General features: G+C 69.3%; 17 protein-coding genes. 12 read left to right on the forward strand and 5 right to left on the reverse strand.

Going from position 1 to position 21,783, the window contains the following annotated elements:
* Positions 1-36: 36 nt before the first annotated feature.
* A complete protein-coding gene (locus ACEN9J_RS11730; protein WP_261207894.1) occupies positions 37-1,476 on the forward strand; it encodes an MFS transporter in 1,440 nt (479 codons plus the stop codon).
* A 270-nt stretch (positions 1,477-1,746) separates the two neighbouring features.
* Positions 1,747-4,065: a hypothetical protein gene (locus tag ACEN9J_RS11735; RefSeq protein WP_413764154.1), complete on the forward strand. Its 2,319-nt coding sequence runs from the start codon at positions 1,747-1,749 to the stop codon at positions 4,063-4,065.
* A gap of 12 nt (positions 4,066-4,077) precedes the next feature.
* Here the strand turns inward: ACEN9J_RS11735 and ACEN9J_RS11740 are convergent, their stop codons facing one another.
* Positions 4,078-5,337 (reverse strand): SUMF1/EgtB/PvdO family nonheme iron enzyme, encoded by a 1,260-nt coding sequence (locus ACEN9J_RS11740; RefSeq protein ID WP_261207920.1) that lies wholly within the window; start codon positions 5,335-5,337, stop codon positions 4,078-4,080.
* Positions 5,338-5,542: 205 nt separating this feature from the next.
* On the opposite strand from ACEN9J_RS11740, the gene ACEN9J_RS11745 reads away from it, so the two are divergent.
* Complete coding sequence (locus tag ACEN9J_RS11745; protein WP_057589552.1) at positions 5,543-6,166, forward strand: TRAP transporter small permease subunit; 624 nt, start codon at positions 5,543-5,545, stop codon at positions 6,164-6,166.
* 18 nt (positions 6,167-6,184) lie between these two features.
* Complete coding sequence (locus ACEN9J_RS11750) at positions 6,185-8,026, forward strand: TRAP transporter large permease (protein ID WP_057589551.1); 1,842 nt, start codon at positions 6,185-6,187, stop codon at positions 8,024-8,026.
* Between the two features lie 117 nt (positions 8,027-8,143).
* Here ACEN9J_RS11750 and ACEN9J_RS11755 read toward each other — a convergent pair whose 3' ends face one another.
* From ACEN9J_RS11755 to xseB, 4 genes are all read right to left on the reverse strand, one after another.
* Entirely contained in the window at positions 8,144-9,226 is a 1,083-nt protein-coding gene (locus tag ACEN9J_RS11755) for a TRAP transporter substrate-binding protein (RefSeq protein WP_057589550.1), read from the reverse strand.
* 403 nt (positions 9,227-9,629) lie between these two features.
* Positions 9,630-11,489 (reverse strand): 1-deoxy-D-xylulose-5-phosphate synthase, encoded by a 1,860-nt coding sequence (dxs, locus tag ACEN9J_RS11760; RefSeq protein ID WP_413764155.1) that lies wholly within the window; start codon positions 11,487-11,489, stop codon positions 9,630-9,632.
* A gap of 22 nt (positions 11,490-11,511) precedes the next feature.
* A complete protein-coding gene (locus ACEN9J_RS11765; RefSeq protein ID WP_413764156.1) occupies positions 11,512-12,432 on the reverse strand; it encodes a polyprenyl synthetase family protein in 921 nt (306 codons plus the stop codon).
* Entirely contained in the window at positions 12,429-12,695 is a 267-nt protein-coding gene (gene xseB / locus ACEN9J_RS11770; protein WP_057589545.1) for an exodeoxyribonuclease VII small subunit, read from the reverse strand. Before xseB ends, ACEN9J_RS11765 begins: the two co-directional genes overlap by 4 nt.
* Positions 12,696-12,976: 281 nt before the next feature.
* On the opposite strand from xseB, the gene ACEN9J_RS11775 reads away from it, so the two are divergent.
* The 8 genes from ACEN9J_RS11775 (at position 12,977) to ACEN9J_RS11810 (ending at position 21,767) form a co-directional block, all read left to right on the forward strand.
* Positions 12,977-14,107 carry an aromatic ring-hydroxylating oxygenase subunit alpha gene (locus tag ACEN9J_RS11775; RefSeq protein WP_057589543.1) on the forward strand — a complete coding sequence of 377 codons (1,131 nt, stop codon included), beginning with the start codon at positions 12,977-12,979 and terminating at the stop codon, positions 14,105-14,107.
* Positions 14,108-14,215: 108 nt separating this feature from the next.
* Entirely contained in the window at positions 14,216-15,139 is a 924-nt protein-coding gene (locus ACEN9J_RS11780; protein WP_057589541.1) for a DMT family transporter, read from the forward strand.
* A gap of 70 nt (positions 15,140-15,209) precedes the next feature.
* Positions 15,210-16,121, forward strand: a complete 912-nt coding sequence (locus ACEN9J_RS11785; RefSeq protein ID WP_057589700.1) for a sulfurtransferase — start codon at positions 15,210-15,212, stop codon at positions 16,119-16,121.
* Complete coding sequence (locus tag ACEN9J_RS11790) at positions 16,118-16,714, forward strand: DUF2796 domain-containing protein (protein ID WP_413764157.1); 597 nt, start codon at positions 16,118-16,120, stop codon at positions 16,712-16,714. Before ACEN9J_RS11785 ends, ACEN9J_RS11790 begins: the two co-directional genes overlap by 4 nt.
* A gap of 4 nt (positions 16,715-16,718) precedes the next feature.
* Positions 16,719-17,465 carry an ABC transporter ATP-binding protein gene (locus ACEN9J_RS11795; protein WP_208508806.1) on the forward strand — a complete coding sequence of 249 codons (747 nt, stop codon included), beginning with the start codon at positions 16,719-16,721 and terminating at the stop codon, positions 17,463-17,465.
* Entirely contained in the window at positions 17,462-18,724 is a 1,263-nt protein-coding gene (locus tag ACEN9J_RS11800) for an ABC transporter permease (RefSeq protein WP_413764158.1), read from the forward strand. The genes ACEN9J_RS11795 and ACEN9J_RS11800 overlap by 4 nt, the downstream gene beginning before the upstream one ends.
* Positions 18,725-18,728: 4 nt before the next feature.
* Positions 18,729-19,370: a DUF3299 domain-containing protein gene (locus ACEN9J_RS11805; protein ID WP_413764159.1), complete on the forward strand. Its 642-nt coding sequence runs from the start codon at positions 18,729-18,731 to the stop codon at positions 19,368-19,370.
* Positions 19,371-19,580: 210 nt separating this feature from the next.
* Positions 19,581-21,767: a DUF3300 domain-containing protein gene (locus ACEN9J_RS11810; RefSeq protein ID WP_413764160.1), complete on the forward strand. Its 2,187-nt coding sequence runs from the start codon at positions 19,581-19,583 to the stop codon at positions 21,765-21,767.
* Positions 21,768-21,783 lie beyond the last annotated feature (16 nt).

The raw sequence follows: 21,783 nt of genomic DNA on the forward strand, positions 1-21,783 counted from the left end.
AACGCGGGGCACGGCACGCTTCCCATAATCGGGCGCATGACGGCGCTGCGCAGCGACATCCCCGCCCGCCTCGACCGCCTGCCCTGGTCGCGCTGGCACTGGCGCGTGGTGATCGCCCTCGGCGTGGCCTGGGTGCTCGACGGCCTCGAGGTCACCCTGGTGGGCTCGATCGGCGCCGTGCTCGAGCGACCCGACACGCTCGGGCTCACGGCCGGCGAGATCGGCCTCTCGGGCTCGATCTACGTGGCCGGCGCCGTGCTCGGCGCGCTGCTGTTCGGCCGGCTCACCGACCGGCTCGGACGCAAGAAGCTGTTCCTGGTCACCCTGGTGGTCTACACGCTGGGCACGCTGGCCACGGCCTTCTCTCCCGACTTCGCCTTCTTCGCGCTGTGCCGCTTCGTCACCGGGCTGGGCATCGGCGGCGAGTACGCGGCCATCAACTCGGCCATCGACGAGCTGATCCCCGCGCGCGTGCGCGGCCGCGTCAACCTCGCGATCAACGGCAGCTTCTGGATCGGCGCCGCGCTCGGCGCCGGGCTGAGCCTGGTGCTGCTCGACGCGCGCGTGATCGGCCCGGTGTGGGGCTGGCGCGCCGGCTTCGGCCTGGGTGCGGTGCTCGCGGTGGCGATCCTGCTGGTGCGCCGCCATGTGCCCGAGAGCCCGCGCTGGCTGATCGCGCACGGCCGCGCCGACGAGGCCGAGCGCATCGTCGGCGCCATCGAGGCCGAAGTCTCGGCGCAGCACGGGCCGCTGTCCGCGCCGCGCAGTTACGTCGACTACACGGCCGCGCGCCGCGAGAGCCCGCCGATGCGGCAGGTGGCGCGCGTGCTGCTGCAGCACTACCGGCAGCGCAGCGTGGTCGCGCTCGCCTTGATGATCGCGCAGGCCTTCTTCTACAACGCGATCTTCTTCACCTATGCGCTGGTGCTGACGCGCTTCTACGCCGTGCCCGAGGCCAGCGTGGCGCTCTACATCTTCCCGTTCGCGCTCGGCAACGTGCTGGGGCCGCTGCTGCTGGGCCCGCTGTTCGACAGCGTGGGCCGGCGCCGCATGATCGCGCTGACCTATGTGCTCGCGGGCGTGGGGCTGGCCCTCACCGGCTGGGCCTTCATGCAGGGCTGGCTCGATGCGCGCAGCCAGGCGTTGTGCTGGTCGGCCGTGTTCTTCCTCGCCTCGGCCGCCGCGAGCTCGGCCTATCTCACGGTCAGCGAGGTGTTCCCGCTCGAGATGCGCGCGATGGCGATCGCGATCTTCTATGCCATCGGCATGGGCGCGGGCGGCTTCGCGGCGCCGCTGCTGTTCGGCCTGTTGATCGAGACCGGCAGCCGCGGCGCGGTGATGGTCGGCTACTGCCTGGCCTCGGTGCTGGTGGTGGTGGCCGGGCTGCTCGCGCTGCGCTATGCGGCCGACGCGGAACGCAAGCCGCTCGAGGAAGTGGCACCGCCGCTGGCCTCCGAGCACGGCGGCGAGCGCTGAGGCCCGGCGCGGCCATCGCCACGCGGTTGCGTCTGCACCGTGGCACGGCACCGGCAAGGCATGTGACTTGCTTCGGCCTCGCGGTCCGCACCGCGAGATGCAGGACTCCTACAAACGTCGACGCCCCCGTCTTCGATTCATTGCTTTCGCGATCCGGACATCGCCAGAGGCGCGTTGCAACCCCGTCGCGATTCGCCTCGATTCTTAAGAAATCTTGGGAGAAAGCAATTGAAAACAAAGCGTTCGACACGCGCGGCGGCAGCCTGCGCGATGCTCCTGGCCTGCGTGCTCGCGAGCGGATGCGGCGGCGGCGATGACACGGCCGTGCGGCCGCTCGCGGTCCCGCCCATCGCACCCGCCGACCCCGCGCCGACGATCTCCGTGACCGCGCCGCCCAACCCGGCGGACCCCACGGCGATCACGCGCTTCACCTCGACCGTGCCGTTCGGGGAAAAAGGCAGCTACCTGTCGTCCGAGCAGATCGTCTACGGCTTCGGCACCACGGCGGTGTCGGATGCCAAGTACAAGGACGTGATCTATACCGTGCCGCTGCGAGGCACGGTGCGCTATCCGATGGCTCAGGCCGGTGCGCCGGGCGCGTCGAAGGTGCAACCCTCCGCCGCCGGCGGCCATCCGGTGGTGGTGTTCCTGCACGGCATGCACGACGCCTCCGACCTCAACAACGCCAAGGGCTACGACTACCTGCAGAAGGGCCTGGCCGAGAACGGCTACGTGGCCTTCTCGATCGACGCGGGCAAGATCAACGGCCTCAACAACATCAACGCATCCGACGCCGGCGCGCTCGCGCGCGGCCAGTTGCTGATGACCACGCTCGACCTGCTGCGCGCCGGCAATGCGACGGGCGTGTTCAACGGCGTCGAACTGCCCGGGCTCAAGGGGAAGCTGGACCTCGACCGCGTGGGCATCGTCGGCCACTCCCGAGGCGCCGAGGCCGTCGCGTATGCGGTGGAGCTGAACAAGCAGCGCGTGGGCATCAGCTACCAGGATGTAGAGACGGCGCGCCGCAGCCGCGAAGCCGTCGTGCAGGCCGAGGCCGAAAGGGACAAGGCCCGCAAGCGGGTCGACGCCGCCACCGCCGTCGCCTCCGACCTCGACGTGAAGCTGTTCCTGGCCAAGGCCATGCTGCAGGCGGCGCAGAGCCAGTCGCCGCCCGCGCCGGCGTCCCTGATCGACTTCCTGACGCAGTCGATGCAGAAATTGCTGAGCGAAACGACCCAGGCGCGAGCCCGGCTCGCCGCCGAGCAGGCCGCGCTGGAGGAGGTGTCCGCCAAGTACCGGAACGTGAACTCGTTCTCCCGGATGATCAACTCGGAGAGCGAGAAATGGCTCGGGCAGGTCACATCGCCCGAAGCCCTGCGGCAGTCCGGCGTCGTGCTGCCTTCCGCCACCGAAGCGCCGCACCGGATCCGCGCCGTCTTCTCGCTGGCGCCCATCAATGCCAGGCAGCTCTCGCGCGTGACCCATGTGCCGTTCGCGACCCTGCTGCCCACCTGCGACGGCGATGTCTACACACTCAACGGCGCGCAGATCTTCGACGACAGCCGCTACACGGCATCCGACGAGAGCGCTCCCAAGTTCCAGATCGCGCTGCGCGGCGCCAACCACAATTTCTACAACGCCCACTGGTCCGAAACCGACGATGCCCAAGGAAGGGCACCGCTCTACTGCAAGGCCGGAAAGATCGAGACGCTGCGCCTGAGTCCGACCGACCAACGACGCAATGGCATGTTCCTGATGGAGTCCTTCCTGCGTTATTTCGTGGGCGACGAGTTCCAGTTCGCGCCCTACTGGAAGGGACAGGCGCCCGTACCGTCCGCGGGCTGCCCGGTGGGCGAGACCCGTTGCGACGAGCGCGTGGTGCTGACCATCCATCAGCCCGCGAGCCAGCGCCGATTGCTGCAGAACTTCCGCAGTGCCGATGCGAGCGCGAAGAACGCCAACGGCCTGGCGACCGTTTTCGAGAACTTCGGCAAGGCCGTGCAGTGCCAGACCCTGCAGCTCGGCGGTTCGCCCCCGCGCAGTGCCGCATGCACCGATCCCGTGAGCCAGCGTCCGGTCGAGCGCCTGTTCACCGAAGGCGAGAAATACAACCCGTCCTCCTACGATGCCAAGACCTTGCTGATCTGGTCGATCACGGATCAGGCCCAGTTGCAGTGGAAAACGGCCGGCCCCACGGTGGCCATCGACACCGGCGATCTTTCAACCCAGGGCTTCGACACGCTGAGCGTGCGCGTCGCCGTGCTGGCCCCGATCGGCCAGGAGGTCGAGATCGCGCTCGTCGACACGCAGGGCCGCAAGGCCGCGCTCAAGGGCAGCGACTTCAGCGATGCGCTCTACGGCATCGCGCGCAAGCCCGACGGCGCGATCCCGCTGGTCGACGCGCCCGAGGACGCGATCTATGCCGACACCGGCACCACCCGGCCGCTGCTGAACATGGTGGCGGTTCCGCTGAAGGCCTTCGCGCTGCATGGCGTGGACCTCGCGCACATCCGGCAGGTCACGCTGCGCTTCCCGAAGGGTTCGGGCAGCGTGGCCGTCACCGACGTGCAGCTGCAGCGGATGGACTGAACGCCACGCCGGCTACAGCGCGCAGGTCCTGAAGCCCAGGAAGCCGTCGTCGCGCCACGGCAGTGCGAAGCCGCGCCGCCGCATCGAGCGCAGCCGCGCGCGCGTGGCGAACGAGGCCCCGCGCAGCACGCGCGCGCGGCCGAAGCCCGCGGCGGGATCGAACTCGCCGCCGCCGCTCCACGGATCGGCGCGGTAGCCGGGCCAGGGCTGCAGCGTGCCCGCGGTCCATTCGTGCACGTCGCCCCAGCGGAAACCACGCCGCGCCGCGGCATGCGCCGCGATCTCCCACTCGACCTCAGTCGCGATGCGGCGGCCGGCCCAGCGCGCCCAGGCATCGGCCTCCCACCAGCTCAGGTGCACCGCGCTGTGGTGGCCGGCCGCGCGCACGGTGGCGCCGAAGCGCTGCTGCAGCACCGAGCCGCCGGTGGCGCTGCGCGCCGCGCCGATCTGCTCCACGTGGCGCGGCCCGCGCCGGCCCTCGGCCTGCGCGGCCAGCCAGCGCCAGCCCTCGCCGTGCCAGAGCTCCTCGCGGTCGTAGCCGCCGTCGTCGACGAATTCGGTGAACTGGTTCCAGGTGACCGGCTGGGCATCGATCTCGAACTCGGGCACGTCGACGCGGTGCGCGCCGCGCTCCTGCGCGAAGGCGAAGCCGGCCTCGCCGCGGCCCAGCTCCCAGCGCGTGGCCGGCAGCGCCAGCGGCTCGCGCACCACGCTCACGGGCGCCTGCTCGATGCCCAGCGGCAGCCCGAGGGTCTGCGCCATCACCACGAACTGCTCGCCGCGCAGGTCCTCGTGGAACAGCGCGAGGCGGTAGAAGTAGAGGCCCGCATCGGTCTCGGCCGCATGCTCGAGCAGTTCGAGCGTGCTCTCGAGCGTCTCGAGCAGGTAGGCCTTGGTCTGAGCCAGGTCCGGCAGCCCGGGTGCCCAGCGGCGCTCGGGGCCGATCTGCGCGGGGTTCCACCAGTCGTCGGCCCCGGGATCGATGGCCGCGAGCCGCGTCGGCCGCACCGGACAGTCGGCGCCGAAGGCACGCTGCGTGTTGCGCCCGATCCACCATTCGGCGAACCAGCCGATGTGGCCGGCCAGCCAGACCGGCGGCTGCATGCCCTCCTCGCGCTGCAGCTCGGGCGGCACCGGCAGCGCGGCCGAGCCCAGCGCCTGCTCGTAGAGCGACAGCAGGTGCAGCGTGTGGTTGCGCGCATCGATCAGCGCCAGCGACAGCAGTTCGCGGCCGGCGCGGAGCATGTCGGGGGAGTCGATGCTGGCGGGCATGGAAACCGCCGGGTCGGACGCGGGGCGCGGTGTCTGGGCCATGGCCCATTATGGCCACCGCCCCCGGGGTAGCCCCTGAAGGTAATCCCCGGGGTAGTTCATTAGAATTCAGCCCGCTTCCCCGCACCCGACCCGCCGGCGCACAACGTCGGTGCGTCGGGTGCATTCGTATCGGGGCGGCTTCCACTACAAAAATGGAGATGTGATGCAAGGCTTGCTCAAGCTGTCCCGGGCCATCGACTGGCTCAACGCCCAAGTGGGCAAATACGCCATCTGGCTCATCCTGGCCGCCACCGTGATCAGCGCCGTCAACGCGCTCGTGCGGAAGGTCTTCAACACCAGCTCGAACGCGTTCCTCGAGGTCCAGTGGTATCTGTTCGCGTGGTCGTTCCTGATCGCCGCGGGCTTCACCCTGCTGCACCGCGAGCATGTGCGCATCGACGTGGTCAACAGCCGCCTGTCCAAGCGCAAGCAGGTCTGGATCGACATCATCGGCTTCGCCTTCTTCCTCACGCCGCTGTGCCTGGCGGTGCTCTACCTCTCGACCCCGGTGGTGATCCAGATGTACCAGTCGGGCGAGGTGTCCGGCAATTCCGGCGGCCTGATCCGCTGGCCGGTGTGGGCGGCGCTGCCGGTGGGCTTCGTGCTGCTGCTGCTGCAGGGCTGGTCCGAACTGATCAAGCGCATCGCGTTCCTGCGCGGCCAGGGACCCGATCCCATGGGCCGCCTGACCGACAAGACGGCCGAGGCCGAACTCATCGAAGCCCTGCGCCTGCAGGCCGAGGCGGATGCCGCCAAGGCCGGCACCTCGGCCAAGCCGCAGCACTGAGCGCACCAGACACACACCATGGAATTCATCGTCGCCAACTTCGCCCCGATCATGTTCGCGGGGCTGATCTGCTTCCTCCTGCTGGGCTTTCCCGTGGCCTTCAGCCTCGGCGCCTGCGGCCTGTTCTTCGGCCTGATCGGCATCGAGCTGGGCGTGTTCCAGTCCTCGGTGATGGCCTGGCTGCCCCAGCGGCTCATCGGCATCATGGCCAACGACACGCTGCTGGCGGTCCCCTTCTTCACGCTCATGGGGCTGATCCTCGAGCGAAGCGGCATGGCCGAGGACCTGCTCGACACCGTCGGCCAGGTGTTCGGCCCGATGCGCGGCGGCCTGGCGCTGGCCGTGATCTTCGTCGGCGCGCTGCTGGCGGCCACCACCGGCGTGGTGGCGGCCTCGGTCATCTCGATGGGCCTGATCTCGCTGCCGATCATGCTGCGCTACGGCTACGACCGGCGGCTCACCAGCGGCGTCATCGCGGCCTCCGGCACGCTGGCCCAGATCATCCCGCCCTCGCTGGTGCTGATCATCATGGCCGACCAGCTCGGCAAGAGCGTCGGCGACATGTACAAGGGCGCCTTCCTGCCCGGCTTCATGCTGATGGGCCTGTACGTGCTGTACGTGGTCTTCCTCGCGATCTTCAAGCCCGCCCAGGTGCCCGCGCTGCCGCCCGAGGCACGCACCTTCCGCGAACCCAACGGCAGCGGCGGCTACGTCTCGCTGGTGGCGCTCACGGCCCTCTCGGCCGTGGTGGCCGTGGTGCTGGCGCGCAACATGGCGGCCGTGCACACCTGGTTCCAGGGCGAGGAAGTGACCTCGGTCGCGACCGACGAGAAGGTCGTGGTCGCCATGTGCGGCGGCGTGTTCGTCGCGCTGGTGATCGCGCTGGTCAACAAGGGCCTGAAGCTCAACCTGCTGTCGCGGCTGGCCGAGCGCGTCACCTTCGTGCTGATCCCGCCGCTGCTGCTGATCTTCCTGGTGCTGGGCACCATCTTCCTGGGCGTGGCCACGCCGACCGAAGGCGGCGCGATGGGCGCGGTGGGCGCGCTGGTCATGGCCTGGCTGCGCGGGCGCATGAACATGACCCTGCTCAAGCAGGGCCTGGCCTCGACCACCAAGCTCTCGAGCTTCGTGATGTTCATCCTGATCGGCGCCACGGTCTTCAGCCTGGTGTTCCAGGCCGCCGACGGCCCGATCTGGGTCGAGCACCTGCTGTCGGCGCTGCCCGGCGGCCCGGTGGGCTTCCTGATCGCGGTGAACGTGCTGGTGTTCTTCCTGGCCTTCTTCCTCGACTACTTCGAGCTCTCGTTCATCGTGGTGCCGCTGCTGGCGCCGGTGGCCCACAAGCTGGGCATCGACCTGATCTGGTTCGGCGTGCTGCTGGCGGTGAACATGCAGACCTCGTTCATGCACCCGCCCTTCGGCTTCGCGCTGTTCTTCCTGCGTTCGGTCGCGCCCGAGAAGCAGTACGTGGACCGCGTGACGCAGAAGGTCATGGAGCCCGTGACCACGATGCAGATCTACAAGGGCGCGATCCCCTTCGTGCTGATCCAGCTGACGATGGTGGGCATCCTGATCGCCTTCCCGCAACTGGTGACCGGCAGCCTCGACAAGGAGGTCAACGTCAACCTCGAGGACATCGGCGCGCAGATGCGCGACAGCCTGAAGTCGGAAGACGGCGCCCCGTCCTCCGAGCCCTACGGCAACGACCAGCCGGCCTCGCCCGACGCGGCGCCGGGCAGCACGCCCGATGCCGGCGCGCCGCAGGGCACGGAAACGCCGACGCCCCCGGCCGAGCCGGCCGAGAGCGATCCGCTCAAGGCGATGGAGGACGCGCTCAAGCAGGGCGACAAGAAGCCCTGACGCGCGGGCGGCGCCCTCCGGGGCGCCCCTCAAGAAAAAGGCCGGCCACTCTCGCGAGCGGCCGGCCTTTTTCGTGGCCCGGTCCGGGAAGGGCTGGCGCCCTCCCGGCCGTTGAACTCAGATCTTGACCGAGTTCATGTACTGGTTGAACGGGTACTCCGAGAAGCGGTTCCACAGGATCTGGTCGCGCTGGAAGGCGCGCATGTCCTGGTGGATCTTCTTGAACTCGGGCGACTTCGCCTCGTGCTCGGCGAAGGTGTCCATCGAGGCCTTGAAGCCGGCATCCATCACGGCCTTCGGGAACGCCTTGAGCTGGGTCTTGGCGGCCACCAGCTTCTTCAGCGCGACCGGGTTGTAGGCGTCGTACTTGGCGATCATGTCGCGCGCCGCCACCTTGGTGGCCGCGTCGAGGATGGCCTTGTTCTCGTCCGACAGCTTGGCGTAGGCCTTGTTGTTGATGAAGAACTCGAGGTCGGCGCCGCCTTCCCACCAGCCGGGGTAGTAGTAGTAGGGAGCGACCTTGTTGAAGCCCAGCTTCTCGTCGTCGTGCGGGCCGACGAATTCGGCCGCGTCCAGCGTGCCCTTCTCGAGCGCCTGGTACACGTCGCCGGCGGGCATGTTCTGCGACACCACACCCAGCTTGGCCATCGCCTCGCCGAACACGCCGCCGCCCATGCGCATCTTCAGGCCCTTGAGGTCCTCGACGGTCTTGATTTCCTTGCGGTACCAGCCGCCCATCTGCGTGCCGGTGTTGCCGGCGCTGGCGGTGCGGAAGTTGTAGTTGGCGAAGAAGGCGTCGAGCAGCTTGCGGCCGTTGCCGTACTCTTTCCACGAATCGGTCTGGCGGGCGGTCAGGCCGAAGGGCACCGCGCAGCTGAAGGCGAAGATCGGATCCTTGCCGGTGAAGTAGTAGGCCGCGGACTGGGCCATCTCCAGAGTGTCGCCCTGCAGCGCATCGACCACGCCGAACGCGGGCATCAGTTCGCCCGCGGGGTGCGCGGAGATTTCGAACTTGCCGCCCGACAGGGCCTTGACCGTCTTCGAAAGCATTTCGGCACTGCCGAAGATGGTGTCGAGCGAGCGGGGGAAGCTCGACGCCAGGCGCCAGCGCACCGCGGCCTGCGCATGAACGGCAGGCGCGATGCCGGCAGCCAGAACGCCGGCGATGCCGGCGTTTTTGATGAGGGAACGACGATCCATTGATTTCACTCCGAGTGCTTCAAGAAAAACGAAACGCGGCTTGTGACCGCGTTGGGGACTTTTGTAAGTCTAGAACGTGCTCATGGTCTTTTCATGGTGCCCGCAAGGCAGCAAAGCGTCGCAATCTAGGCGCGCGCCGCCGTCCAGGCTGATGCCTGGACAAGGTGCGCAACGACGAGTGCGGCGCTTTGCTGCCTTGCCCTTCGGGTTGCCCCGCAAAGCTGGCATCTGCGGCGTTGCAAATGCTCGCCGGGCCACCAGCCCGGCTGCGCTTTGCGCCTTGCACCTGCCAGCTTTGCGGGGCAACGGGCACCATGAAAAGACCATGAACACGTTCTGAAGGCCTGTGCATCGACAGGCCTGGACGATTGTAAAAACGCCCTTACACACGGGCGGCGGGGGTTTACCCTGCGACAGCGCCGAAGCGTTGCCGGATCGACTGCTCGATGCCGGGCGCATCGAGCCCGATCGAGGCCAGCAGCTTGGCCGGGTCGCCGTGCTCGATGAAGCGGTCGGGCAGGCCCAGCTGCAGCACCGGCATCTGCACGCCGGCGGCCTGCAGCGCCTCGAGCACCGCGCTGCCCGCACCGCCCATCAACGCGCCTTCCTCGAGCGTGACCAGCGCCTCGTGCGAGCGCGCCACCTCGAGCAACAGTTCCACGTCGAGCGGCTTGGCCCAGCGCATGTTGGCGACCGTGGCGTCGAGCGCCTCGGCGGCCGTGAGCGCCGGATACAGCAGCGTGCCGAAGGCCAGGATGGCGATGCGTTGGCCCTGGCGGCGCAGCTCGCCCTTGCCGAAGGGCAGGCCGTCGAGCGCGAGGTGCGGCTCGACGCCGGCACCCGCGCCGCGCGGATAGCGCACGGCCACCGGGTGGTCCTGTTCGTAGGCGGTGGTCAGCAGCTGCCGCGTCTCGCGCTCGTCGGCGGGACAGGCGATGCTCATGTTCGGGATGCAGCGCAGGAACGGGATGTCGTAGGCACCCGCATGCGTGGCGCCGTCGGCGCCCACCAGGCCCGCGCGGTCGAGCGCGAACACCACCGGCAGGTTCTGGATCGCGACGTCGTGCACCAGCTGGTCGTAGCCGCGCTGCAGGAAGGTCGAGTAGATCGCCACCACCGGCTTCAGGCCCTCGCAGGCCAGGCCCGCGGCGAAGGTCACGGCATGCTGCTCGGCGATGCCGACGTCGTAGTAGCGGTCGGGGAAGCGCTGCTCGAACTCGACGAGACCCGAGCCTTCGCGCATGGCCGGCGTGATGCCGACCAGCCGGCCGTCCTTGGCCGCCGTGTCGCACAGCCACTGGCCGAAGACCTGCGTGAAGGTCTTCTTGGGCGCCGACGCGGGCTTGACCAGGCCGACCTGCGGATCGAACTTGCCGGGGCCGTGGTAGGCCACGGGATCGGCCTCGGCCAGCTTGTAGCCCTGGCCCTTCTTGGTCACCACGTGCAGGAACTGCGGGCCCTCGAGGTGCTTGAGGTTCTCGAGCGTGGGCACCAGCGAGTCGATGTCGTGGCCGTCGATCGGGCCCACGTAGTTGAAGCCGAACTGCTCGAACAGCGTGGCCGGCACCACCATGCCCTTGGCATGCTGCTCGAAGCGCTTGGCCAGCTCGAACAGCGGCGGCGCGGCGCGCAGCACGCTCTTGCCCACGTTCTTGGCGGCGGCGTAGAAGTTGCCGCTCATCAGCTGCGCGAGGTAGCGGTTGAGCGCGCCCACCGGCGGGCTGATCGACATGTCGTTGTCGTTGAGGATCACGATCAGCCGGCAATCGCACACGCCCGCGTTGTTGAGCGCCTCGAAGGCCATGCCGGCCGTGAGCGCGCCGTCGCCGATGATGGCCACGGTGAAGCGGTCCTCGCCCTTCTGCTTGGCGGCCATGGCCATGCCGAGCGCGGCCGAGATGCTGGTCGACGAGTGCGCGGTGCCGAAGGTGTCGTACTCGCTCTCGCTGCGCTGCGGGAAGCCCGAGATGCCGCCGAGCTGGCGCAGGGTGGGCATGCGCTCGCGCCGGCCCGTGAGGATCTTGTGCGGATAGGTCTGGTGGCCCACGTCCCACACCAGCCGGTCGTGCGGCGTGTTGAAGACGTGGTGCAGCGCGACCGTGAGCTCCACCGTGCCGAGGTTCGAGCTCAGGTGGCCGCCGGTGCGCGAGACGTTGTCGAGCACGCAGGCGCGCACCTCGTCGGACAGCTGTTTGAGCTGGGCCCGGTCGTATTGGCGGATGGGGGACGGATCGTGGAGCGTGGGGAGCAGCGGAGCGGCCATGGATCGTGGTGTTCGTTCTTGTCTAGCGGTCGCGGGCGACGACCATGTGGGCCAGGGCGCGCAGCGCCGCGGTGTCGTTCAGGCCGCTCGCATCGAGCGCGGCGAGCGCGTCGTCGAGCAGTTGCGAAGCCTGGGCCCGGGCTCCCTCGAGCCCCAGCAGCGACACATAGGTGGGCTTGTCGGCCGCGGCATCCTTGCCGGCAGTCTTGCCGAGGGTCTGCGAATCGGCCGTCACGTCGAGGATGTCGTCGACCACCTGGAAGGCCAGGCCGATCGCCGCGCCATAGCCGCGCAGCGCGGCCAGCGCCGCCGCCGAAACGCCGGTGCCGCAGGCCGCGCCCATCTCGACGCTGCCCTGCAGCAGCGCGCCGGTCTTCAGCCGGTGCATCTCGCGCAACTGCGCTTCGTTCAAGGCCACGCCCACGCTCGCGAGGTCGATCGCCTGGCCGCCGGCCATGCCCTGGCTGCCGGCGGCGCGCGCCAGCATGCGGCACAGCGTGGCCTGCATCGCGGGCGGCACCTCGTCGCCATCGGGCGTGAGCAGCTCGAAGGCCAGCGCCTGCAGCGCGTCGCCCGCGAGCAGTGCATCGGCCTCGCCGAACTTCACGTGCACGGTGGGCTTGCCGCGGCGCAGCACGTCGTTGTCCATGCACGGCAGGTCGTCGTGCACCAGCGAATAGGCATGGATCAGCTCGGTGGCGCAGGCCGCGCGCAGCGCCGCGGCCGCATTGCCGCCGACCGCCTCGCTGGCCGCGAGCACCAAGAGCGGCCGCAGCCGCTTGCCGCCGTCGAGCACCGCATAGCGCATGGCCTCGCCGAGCAGCACCGGCGAATCGACGCCGACCCAGCCCGACAGCGCCTGTTCGACGCGCTCGAGGTGCGGACGGCTCCAGAGCGCGAGGCGGGCCTGATCCCAGGCGGAGGACGTGGTGGCCGCGGTCATTCGGCGGCCCACGGCTTGAGGCTGCCCGCGTCGAGCACCTTGATTTGGTCCTCCACCGCCTGCAGCCGGTCGCGGCAGAAGGCCAGCAGCGCGGCGCCGCGCTGGTAGCTGCCCAGCAGCCGGTCGAGCGGCAGCTGGCCCGATTCGAGTTCCGCGACCAGTTGCTCCAGTTCCTGGAGTCCCGCTTCGTAGCTGACGGGCATCGGGCCCGTGTCGGGCGTGGGCGCCGGACTGGACGCGGGAGAGGAAGGCACCTTGGGCATGCGGGGGCAACGAGGATGAAACCGCGCATTTTAGGTCTCGGCCAGTGACGCATCGACGGCCTGCGCGACACCTGCCCGCGACGTCATGCACGGCCGTACAGGACGCCCGCCCCGACCAGGGTGAAAGCCCCAGGGGCCACAAGGAAGGCCCCCCGGGTACAATCACCCTCCCCCAGCCGGTTACGCCGGCGCAACTCTCGGGCCGGCACGCCTCTCCTGTCGTCGGTACCTTCCGTTTCAATTTTGTTTTCCTCCCTGTGGGGAGCTTGGTCAGGTCCTCCATGTCTGATTTAAGTCTTCAACTGCAGCAGGCCACGAGCCAACTTCCGGTTTCCGCGTACTTCGACGAGGCGCTCTTCGCCCGCGAGATGGAAACGCTCTTTGCCCGTGGCCCCCGCTATGTCGGCCACCGCCTTGCCGTGCCGGAGGCCGGCAACTTCCACACGCTGCCCCACGAGCACCAGGGCCGCGCGCTGGTCCACACGCCCAAGGGCGTGGAACTGATCTCCAACGTCTGCCGCCACCGCCAGGCCGTGATCCTGCAGGGCCGCGGCGAACTCGACGCGCGCACCGGCGGCAACATCGTCTGCCCGCTGCACCGCTGGACCTATGCCGCGGCCGACGCGCGCACCACCGGCACGCTGATCGGCGCACCGCATTTCGCGCAGGACCCCTGCCTGAACCTGCACAACTACCCGCTCACCGAGTGGAACGGCCTGCTGTTCGAGGCCAACGGCCGCGACATCGCGGCCGACATGGCCGGCCTGGGCCCGCGCGCCGACCTCTCGTTCGAGGGCTTCGCGCTCGACCACGTCGAGCTGCACGAGTGCAACTACAACTGGAAGACCTTCATCGAGGTCTACCTCGAGGACTACCACGTCGGCCCGTTCCATCCGGGCCTGGGCAGCTTCGTCACCTGCGACGACCTGCGCTGGGAGTTCAACCGCAACTACTCGGTGCAGACGGTGGGCGTGGCCAACCGCCTGGGCCGCGCGGGCAGCCCGGTCTACCAGAAGTGGCAGGAACAGCTGCTGCAGTACCGCGAGGGCAAGCCGCCCAAGTACGGCGCGATCTGGCTCACCTACTACCCGCACGTGATGATCGAGTGGTATCCGCACGTGCTCACCGTCTCGACGCTGCACCCGGTCAGCCCCACCAAGACGCTCAACATGGTGGAGTTCTTCTACCCCGAGGAAATCGTCGCCTTCGAGCGCGAGTTCGTCGAGGCTCAGCGCGCCGCCTACATGGAGACCTGCGTGGAAGACGACGAGATCGCCGAGCGCATGGACGCCGGCCGCCGCGCGCTGATGCTGCGCGGCGACAACGAGACCGGCCCCTACCAGAGCCCGATGGAAGACGGCATGCAGCAGTTCCACGAGTGGTACCGGCGCGAGCTGCAGGCCGCCGGCTGAGGCGCCGAAGCGACTGCTTCCGCCTCGTTTCCTGCTATTCTCTTGATAGCTGAACACGTCCGATTGGCGGGCGTTTCAGCTATTTTTCTTTTGTAAGAAGTCAAGACGATGCAAGCGCTCTGGATGGTGCTCGGCGCCTTTTTGTTCGCCACCATGGGCGTGGCCGTGAAGATCGCCTCGGCCTGGTTCACCAGCGGCGAGATGGTGCTGTGGCGCGGCGTCATCGGCATCGTCTTCCTGTGGCTGCTCGCGCGCAGCCGCGGCGTCTCGCTCGCCACCCGGTACCCGGGCATGCATGCCTGGCGCAGCCTGATCGGCGTGGTCTCGCTGGGCGCGTGGTTCTATGCCATCGCCCACATGCCGCTGGCCACGGCCGTCACCCTCAACTACATGAGCAGCGTCTGGATCGCCGCCTTCCTGGTCGGCGGCGCGCTGCTGGCCTGGATGCCGGTGCCGGGCCGCGACGGCCGCGTCTCGCGCCCGCCGCTGCAGGCGCCGCTGGTGCTGACCGTGCTCACCGGCTTCGTCGGCGTGGTGCTGATGCTCAAGCCCAGCGTGGATTCGAGCCAGGGCTTCGCCGGCCTGCTGGGCCTGCTGTCGGGCCTGACCGCCGCCTTCGCCTACATGCAGGTGGTGGCGCTCTCGCGCATCGGCGAGCCCGAGATGCGCACGGTGTTCTATTTCGCGCTCGGCTCGGCCGTGGCCGGGGCGCTGGCCACCGCGTTCACCGGCTTCTCGGAATGGAACTGGCGCCACGGCCTGTGGCTGCTGCCGATCGGCCTGCTGGCCGCTCTCGGACAGCTTTGCATGACGCGCGCCTACGCCACCGCCAAGACCCAGAGCGGCACCCTGGTGGTGGCCAACCTGCAGTACTCGGGCATCATCTTCGCGGCCTTCTACAGCGTGGTGCTGTTCGACGACCGCATCGACGCCGCCGGCTGGACCGGCATGGCGCTCATCATCGCGAGCGGCGTTGCCGCAACCGTGTTGCGTCAGCGTACAGTTCCGCAAGCGCCGGCCGAGGAACATTGAGGCCGGTTCGCAGTCCCTTCACCGTCCGCCGCGCCCGTTGCGCGGCCCATGCGCCAAGGAGTTCTTCGCCATGACCTTCACCACCCTCGTTTCCGCCGCCGAGCTGCGCGCCCTGCAGGCCGCCGGCACGCCGCTCATGGTGTTCGACTGCAGCTTCGACCTCATGAAGCCCGAAGCCGGCGCCCAGCAGTACGCGGCCTCGCACATCCCGGGCGCGCTGCATGCCGACCTCGACACCGACCTCAGCGCCAGGCATGGCAAGCCCGGCGCGCACGGCGAGGTGGTGGTGGCGCAGGAAGACGGCGTGCCGGCCTCGGGCGGGCGCCATCCGCTGCCCAGCCGCGAACGCTTCGCGGCCTGGCTCAGCGGCATCGGCTTCTCGAATGACATGCAGGCCGTGGTCTACGACCGCAACGGCGCCAACTACTGCGGACGCCTGTGGTGGATGCTCAAGTGGATGGGCCACGATGCCGTGGCCGTGCTCGACGGCGGCCTGCAGGGCTGGCAGGCCGAGGGCGGCGAGGTCACCGACCGCGAGGAGCCCGCGCGCTTCCAGTCGAACTTCGTCATGGGCGAGCCGCTGGTGCGCCTCGTGACCACCGACACCGTGGTGCGCCAGCTGGGCCAGCCTGACCAGAACCTGATCGACGCGCGGGCCGGTGCACGCTATCGCGGCGAGGTGGAACCTCTGGACCCGATCGCCGGTCACATCCCCGGGGCACTCAACCGCCCCTTCGCCGAGAACCTCGGTCCCGACGGCAAGTTCAAGCCCGCCGCGCAACTGCGCGCCGAGTTCGAAACGCTGCTCGAAGGCCGCGATCCGGCGACGGTCGTCCACCAGTGCGGCAGCGGCGTGAGCGCCGTTCCCAACCTGCTCGCGATGCGCATCGCGGGGCTCGGAACGGCCGCGCTCTATGCCGGCAGCTGGAGCGAATGGAGCAACACCCCGGGGCTGCCGACCCGGCAAGGCGCCCAACCATGACCCTGATCCGATCCAGCACCGACCGACGCGCTCTCCGACGCATCCTCGCTTCCGCCGCCATCGCCCTGATCGCCTCGGCCCCGTTCGCCGCCGCGCAGGCCCAGCAGCAGCACGCCCACGTGCACGGCCAGATCAAGCTCGACGTCGCCATCGACGGCCCCACGGTCGTGATCGCGATGGAGTCGCCGCTCGACAACATCGTGGGCTTCGAGCGCGCGCCCAAGACCGATGCCGAGAAGAAGACCGTCGAGGACGCCGTGGTCCAGCTGCGCGCGGCCGACAAGCTGTTCGCCATCGACCCCGCCGCGAGCTGCAAGCTCGGCCCGGTCGAGCTGCAATCGGCCGCGCTCGGCCTGGGCAAGCCCGATCCGAACGAGCCCGAGGGCCATGCCGACCTCGACGCCACCTTCTCGTTCAACTGCGCCAACGCCGCCGCCGCCAAGTACATCGACATCGGCCTGTTCGCCGCCTTCAAGGGCACGCGCCAGATCGATGCGCAGATCGCTTCCGCGCAAGGCCAGTTCAAGCGCCAGCTCAAGCGCCCCGCCGGCGCGCAGGCCGCGCAACCGGCCCGCCTGACCTGGGGCAAGTGAGGTCGTGAGCCTTCCTTCGCAGGCCGAATCCACGCCGCTGCGCGTGGTGCTCTCGGCCGAATCGCTGCGCTTCTCCTGGCCCGGCAGCGCCACGCCCTGCATCGACATCGAGGCCTTCCGCATCACGGCCGGCGAATCGGTGTTCCTGCATGGCCCCAGCGGCTGCGGCAAGAGCACCCTGCTGTCGCTGCTGGCCGGCGTGCTGGTGGCCGACGAGGGCCGCGTGTGCCTGCTGGGCCACGACTGGTCGAAGCTCTCGGGCGCCGCGCGCGACCGCTGCCGCGTGGCGCACGTGGGCTACATCTTCCAGCAGTTCAACCTGCTGCCCTATCTGAGCGTGGTCGACAACGTCCTGCTGCCCTGCCGCTTCTCGGCACGGCGCCGCGAGCAGGCCTCGCGCCAGCGCGGCGCGCGCGAGGAAGCCGAGCACCTGCTCGACCAGATGGGCCTGGACCGCAAGCTCTGGCAGCGCCAGGCCATGCAGCTCTCGGTGGGCCAGCAGCAGCGCGTGGCAGCGGCGCGCGCGCTCATCGGCCAGCCCGAGGTGGTGATCGCCGACGAACCCACCTCCGCGCTCGACGAGGACCGGCGCGAAGCCTTCCTCGACGTGCTGCTGACCGCCTGCGCCGAGAACGACAGCGCGCTGGTGTTCGTGAGCCATGACCAGCGCATCGCGCAGCGCTTCGCGCGCCATGTGCTGCTCCCCGAGATCAACCGCGCCTCGAGCGCGACGATGGCGACCGACGCATGAAGGCCCTGTTCTCCATCGCCTGGCGCAGCGCCTGGAACCGCCGCTTCACGCTCGCGCTCACCGTGTTCTCGATCGCGCTGTCGACCTTCCTGCTGCTGGGCGTCGAGCGCATCCGCACCGAGCTGCGCGAGAACTTCGCCTCCTCGGTCTCGGGCACCGACCTGATCGTGGGCGCGCGCACCGGCTCCACCCAGCTGCTGCTGTACTCCGTGTTCCGCATCGGCGCGGCCACCAACAACATTTCCTGGAAGAGCGTGCAGGCGCTGCAGGCGCACCCCGGCGTCGACTGGGTGGTGCCGCTGTCGCTCGGCGATTCGCACCGCGGCTTCGCCGTGCTCGCGACCTCGCCCGAGTACTTCACGCGCTTTCGCTACGGCGACCGCCAGTCGCTCGCGTTGCGCGAAGGCAAGCCCTTCAGCGAGCTGTTCGACGCCGTGGTGGGCGCCGAGGTGGCCGACAAGCTCGGCTACCACGTGGGCCAGAAGATCACGTTGGCGCACGGCAGCGGCGAGCTCAACGTGGCCGAGCATGCCGACAAGCCCTTCACCGTGGTGGGCGTGCTCGCGCGCACCGGCACGCCGGTCGACCGCACGGTGCACATCGGCCTCGCGGCCATGGAGGCGATCCACCTCGAATGGGTGGGCGGCGCGCCCATGCCCGGCGTGAAGATCCCGGCCGAGCAGGTGCGCAAGTTCGACCTCACGCCCAAGAACGTGACGGCCGCGCTCGTGGGCCTGAAGAACCGCGCCGCCGTGTTCTCGGTGCAGCGCTGGATCTCCACCTACACCGGCGAGCCGCTGATGGCGATCCTGCCCGGCGTGGCGCTCGACGAGCTCTGGAGCGTGATCGGCGTGGGCGAGAACGCGCTGCTGCTGATGTCGGGCCTGGTCGCGCTCGTGAGCCTCGCGGGCCTGGTGTCGGTGGTGATGGCCGGTCTCAACGAAAGGCGGCGCGAACTGGCCGTGCTGCGCGCCGTGGGCGCGGGCCTGCGCCACGTGCTGGCGCTGCTCGCGCTCGAGGGCGCGCTGGTCACCGTGCTCGGCGTGGTCGTGGGCGTGCTGATGGCGGTGCTGGGCATCGCCGGCCTCGCGCCCTGGCTGCAGTCGCAGTTCGGGCTGACATTGCGGCTTTCCGAACCTACACTGAACGAATGGCTGCTGCTCGCGAGCCTGCTGGCCGCCGGCTGGCTGGCGAGCCTGCTGCCCGGCATTCGCGCCTACCGGCTCTCGCTCGCCGACGGGCTTTCACCGAGGATCTGATCCCATGCGCCACGCAAAGACTCTCCATCCCGCCGTCCAGGCCTCGAAGCGCTTCGCCCTGCTGATGGCCGGCGCCAGCCTCGCGGCCGCCGCCTGGGCCGCCGAGCCCGCGCCCAAGGACACCACCGCCACCAACCCGCTCGGCGGCAAGGCCGCGCCCGCGGCCACCGCCAAGGCCCCGGCCGGCCAGCCGCGCCAGATCACCTGGGAAGAACTGGTGCCCAAGGACTGGGACCCGTCGAAGGAGTTCAAGGGCATGGACCTCAGCGCCCTCGACGACGGCGACCCGCGCGCCAACGAGCTGCTGATGAAGATGCAGGAGGTGTCGAACAACGCGCCGACCAATCCCGCGATGAACGGCGTGGAGGTGAAGATCCCCGGCTTCATCGTGCCGCTCGAGGAGGCCAAGGGCGAGGTCACCGAGTTCCTGCTCGTGCCCTACTTCGGCGCCTGCATCCACACCCCGCCGCCGCCGGCCAACCAGATCCTGCACGTGGTGCCGCAGAAGGGCGCCAAGTTCCGCGCCATGGACACCGTGTGGGTCACGGGCAAGCTGCAGACCCTGCGCAACGATTCGATGATGGGCGTGAGCGGCTACCACGTGAGCGCGAGCAGCGTCACCAAGTACACGGGCGGATCGAAGTAGGTTGCGCGCGGCTCTGACCGCCAGCTGACTGTTCGAGAGGGGCCGGCATTCACCGGCCCTTCACCTTTCTTGACAGGCCTGTTCCTACCCGGCCTGCGCCCGGCAGACGACACAGGCCGTTGCATCCTGGGGCCATCCTTCGTCATCGCTTCAGTTGCGGCAGCCGTTCTCTACGGGCGGGCGCCACGACAGCGTCCCAGGAAGGCCCACATGATCCCCTCCAACCCCACCCCCCTCGCGCGTGCGCTCACGCTCTCGCTGTGCACCGCAGCATTGGTGCTCGCGGGCTGCGACAAGTCCGAGACGCCCGCCGCGCAGAACGCCGCGGCACCCGCGCCACAGGCAGCGGCTTCGGTACCCGCCGCCGCAGGACCGGCACCCGCGGCCCCCATGCCCGTGGCCTACGTGCCACCCGCGGCCGAGGAGCTCTACCAGATGGTCGCCCCCATCGCGCTGTACCCCGACAAGCTCGTGGCGCAGGTGCTGGCCGGCGCCACCTATCCCGAGCAGATCACCGCCGCGCAGGACTGGCTCAAGCAGAACCCCACGCTCAAGGCCGGCGCGCTGGCCGATGCCGTCAACCAGCAGCCCTGGGACCCGAGCGTGAAGTCGCTGACCGCCTTCCGCAACGTGATGGACCAGATGGCCGGCAACCTGCCCTGGACCGAGGCACTGGGCAAGGCCTACTACAACGACCCGGCCGATGTGATGAATGCCATCCAGGTCATGCGCCAGCGCGCCTCCAAGGCCGGCCGGCTCAAGAACAACGACAAGATCAAGGTCGCCACCGCCGCGGCACCGGCCAACTACACGCCCGCGCCCGATCCGCAGGGCGCCTATGCGGGCCCGCTCATCGTCGAGCCGCCGCAGCAGCTCATCACCATCCAGCAGGCGCAGCCCGATGTGGTCTACGTGCCGAGCTACAACCCGCAGGAGATCTACGGCGATCCCGTGCCGGTCTACCCCGGCTATGCCTATGCACCGCCACCGCAGCCCGTCTACGTCGACCGCGGCTACAGCGGCGCCCAGGTCGCCACGGCCGGCGTGCTGGCCTTCGGTGCCGGCGTGGTCGTGGCCTCGGCACTCGAGCGCCATGGCTGGGGCTGGAACTCCTGGAATGTGAACTGGGGCCGTCCGCGCGACCGCGACTACCCGCGCGCCGCGCCGCCGCCACCGGCCTATCGCCCGGCCGTGGTCTACAACAACAACACCTACGTCTCGCGCTCGACCACCGTCGTCAACAACGTCTACAACAACAACGGCGGTGGCCGCGACCGTGACCGTCCGCGCGGCGATGCGGGCGTGGCCGCCTGGCAGGCCGCGCATCCGGGGCAGTCGCCCAACTTCGCGATGCAGCAGCAGGCCCAGCAACAGCAGGCCGCCGCGCTGCTCGCGCAACAACAGCAGGCGCGCCAATTGCAGATGCAGCAGATGCAGCAGCAACACGGCCAGCAACTGCAGGCCCAGCAGCAACAAGCGCAGCAGCAGGCCGCCCTGGCACGCCAACAGCAGATGCAGCAGCAGGCGCATCAGCAACAGGCCCAAGCACAGCAGGCACAGGCACAGGCGCAGCAGGAACAGGCGCGGCGCCAGCAGCTGATGTCGCAACAGCAGACGCGCGAGCAGCAAGCCCAGCAGGCCCAGGCCGCGCGCCAGCAGGCGCAGCAGCAGCAAGCGCAGCAGGAACAGGCCCGTCGCCAGCAGCAACTGGCCCAGAACCAGGCCGGCCAGCAGCAGGCGCAACAGGAACAGGCGCGACGCCAACAACAGCAGCAGCAACAACAGGCGCAGGAACAGGCGCGACGCCAGCAACAGCAGGCTCAGCAAGACCAGGGCCGCAGGCAGCAGCAACAACAACAGGCGCAGCAGGAACAGGCTCGTCGCCAGCAAGAGCAGCAACAGCAAGCCCAGCAGAACCAGGCACGCCAACAGCAGCAGGCCCAGCAGGAGCAGATGCGCCGCCAGCAGATGCAGCAACAGCAGGCCGCGCAGAACCAGGCACGGCAGCAGCAACAGCAGCAGGCCGCCCAGCAGGCGCAGCAACAGCAACAGGCGATGCAGCGTCAGCAGCAGCAGGCTCAGCAGCAACAGGAGCAGATGCGCCGTCAGCAGCAGGCGCAGCAACAGGCCATGCAGCACCAGCAGCAACAAGCTCAGCAGCAAGCCATGCAACGCCAGCAACAGCAGGCGCAACAAGCCCAGCAGCAGGCGATGCAACGCCAACAGCAGCAGGCCCAACAGGCTCAGCAGCAGGCCGCGCAGCGCCAGCAGCAACAGGCCCAGCAGATGCAGCAACGGCAGGCGCAGGCTCAAGCGCAGGCTCAAGCGCAGGCCCAGGCACAAGCCCAGGCCGCCGCGCACCGCAACCGCCCGCCCGGCGATCAGCGTCCGCAGTGACGGCAGGCGCCCCGGT

Origin of the sequence: Variovorax sp. Varisp41, from assembly GCF_047325085.1 — a bacterium.
GTDB lineage: Bacteria > Pseudomonadota > Gammaproteobacteria > Burkholderiales > Burkholderiaceae_C > Variovorax.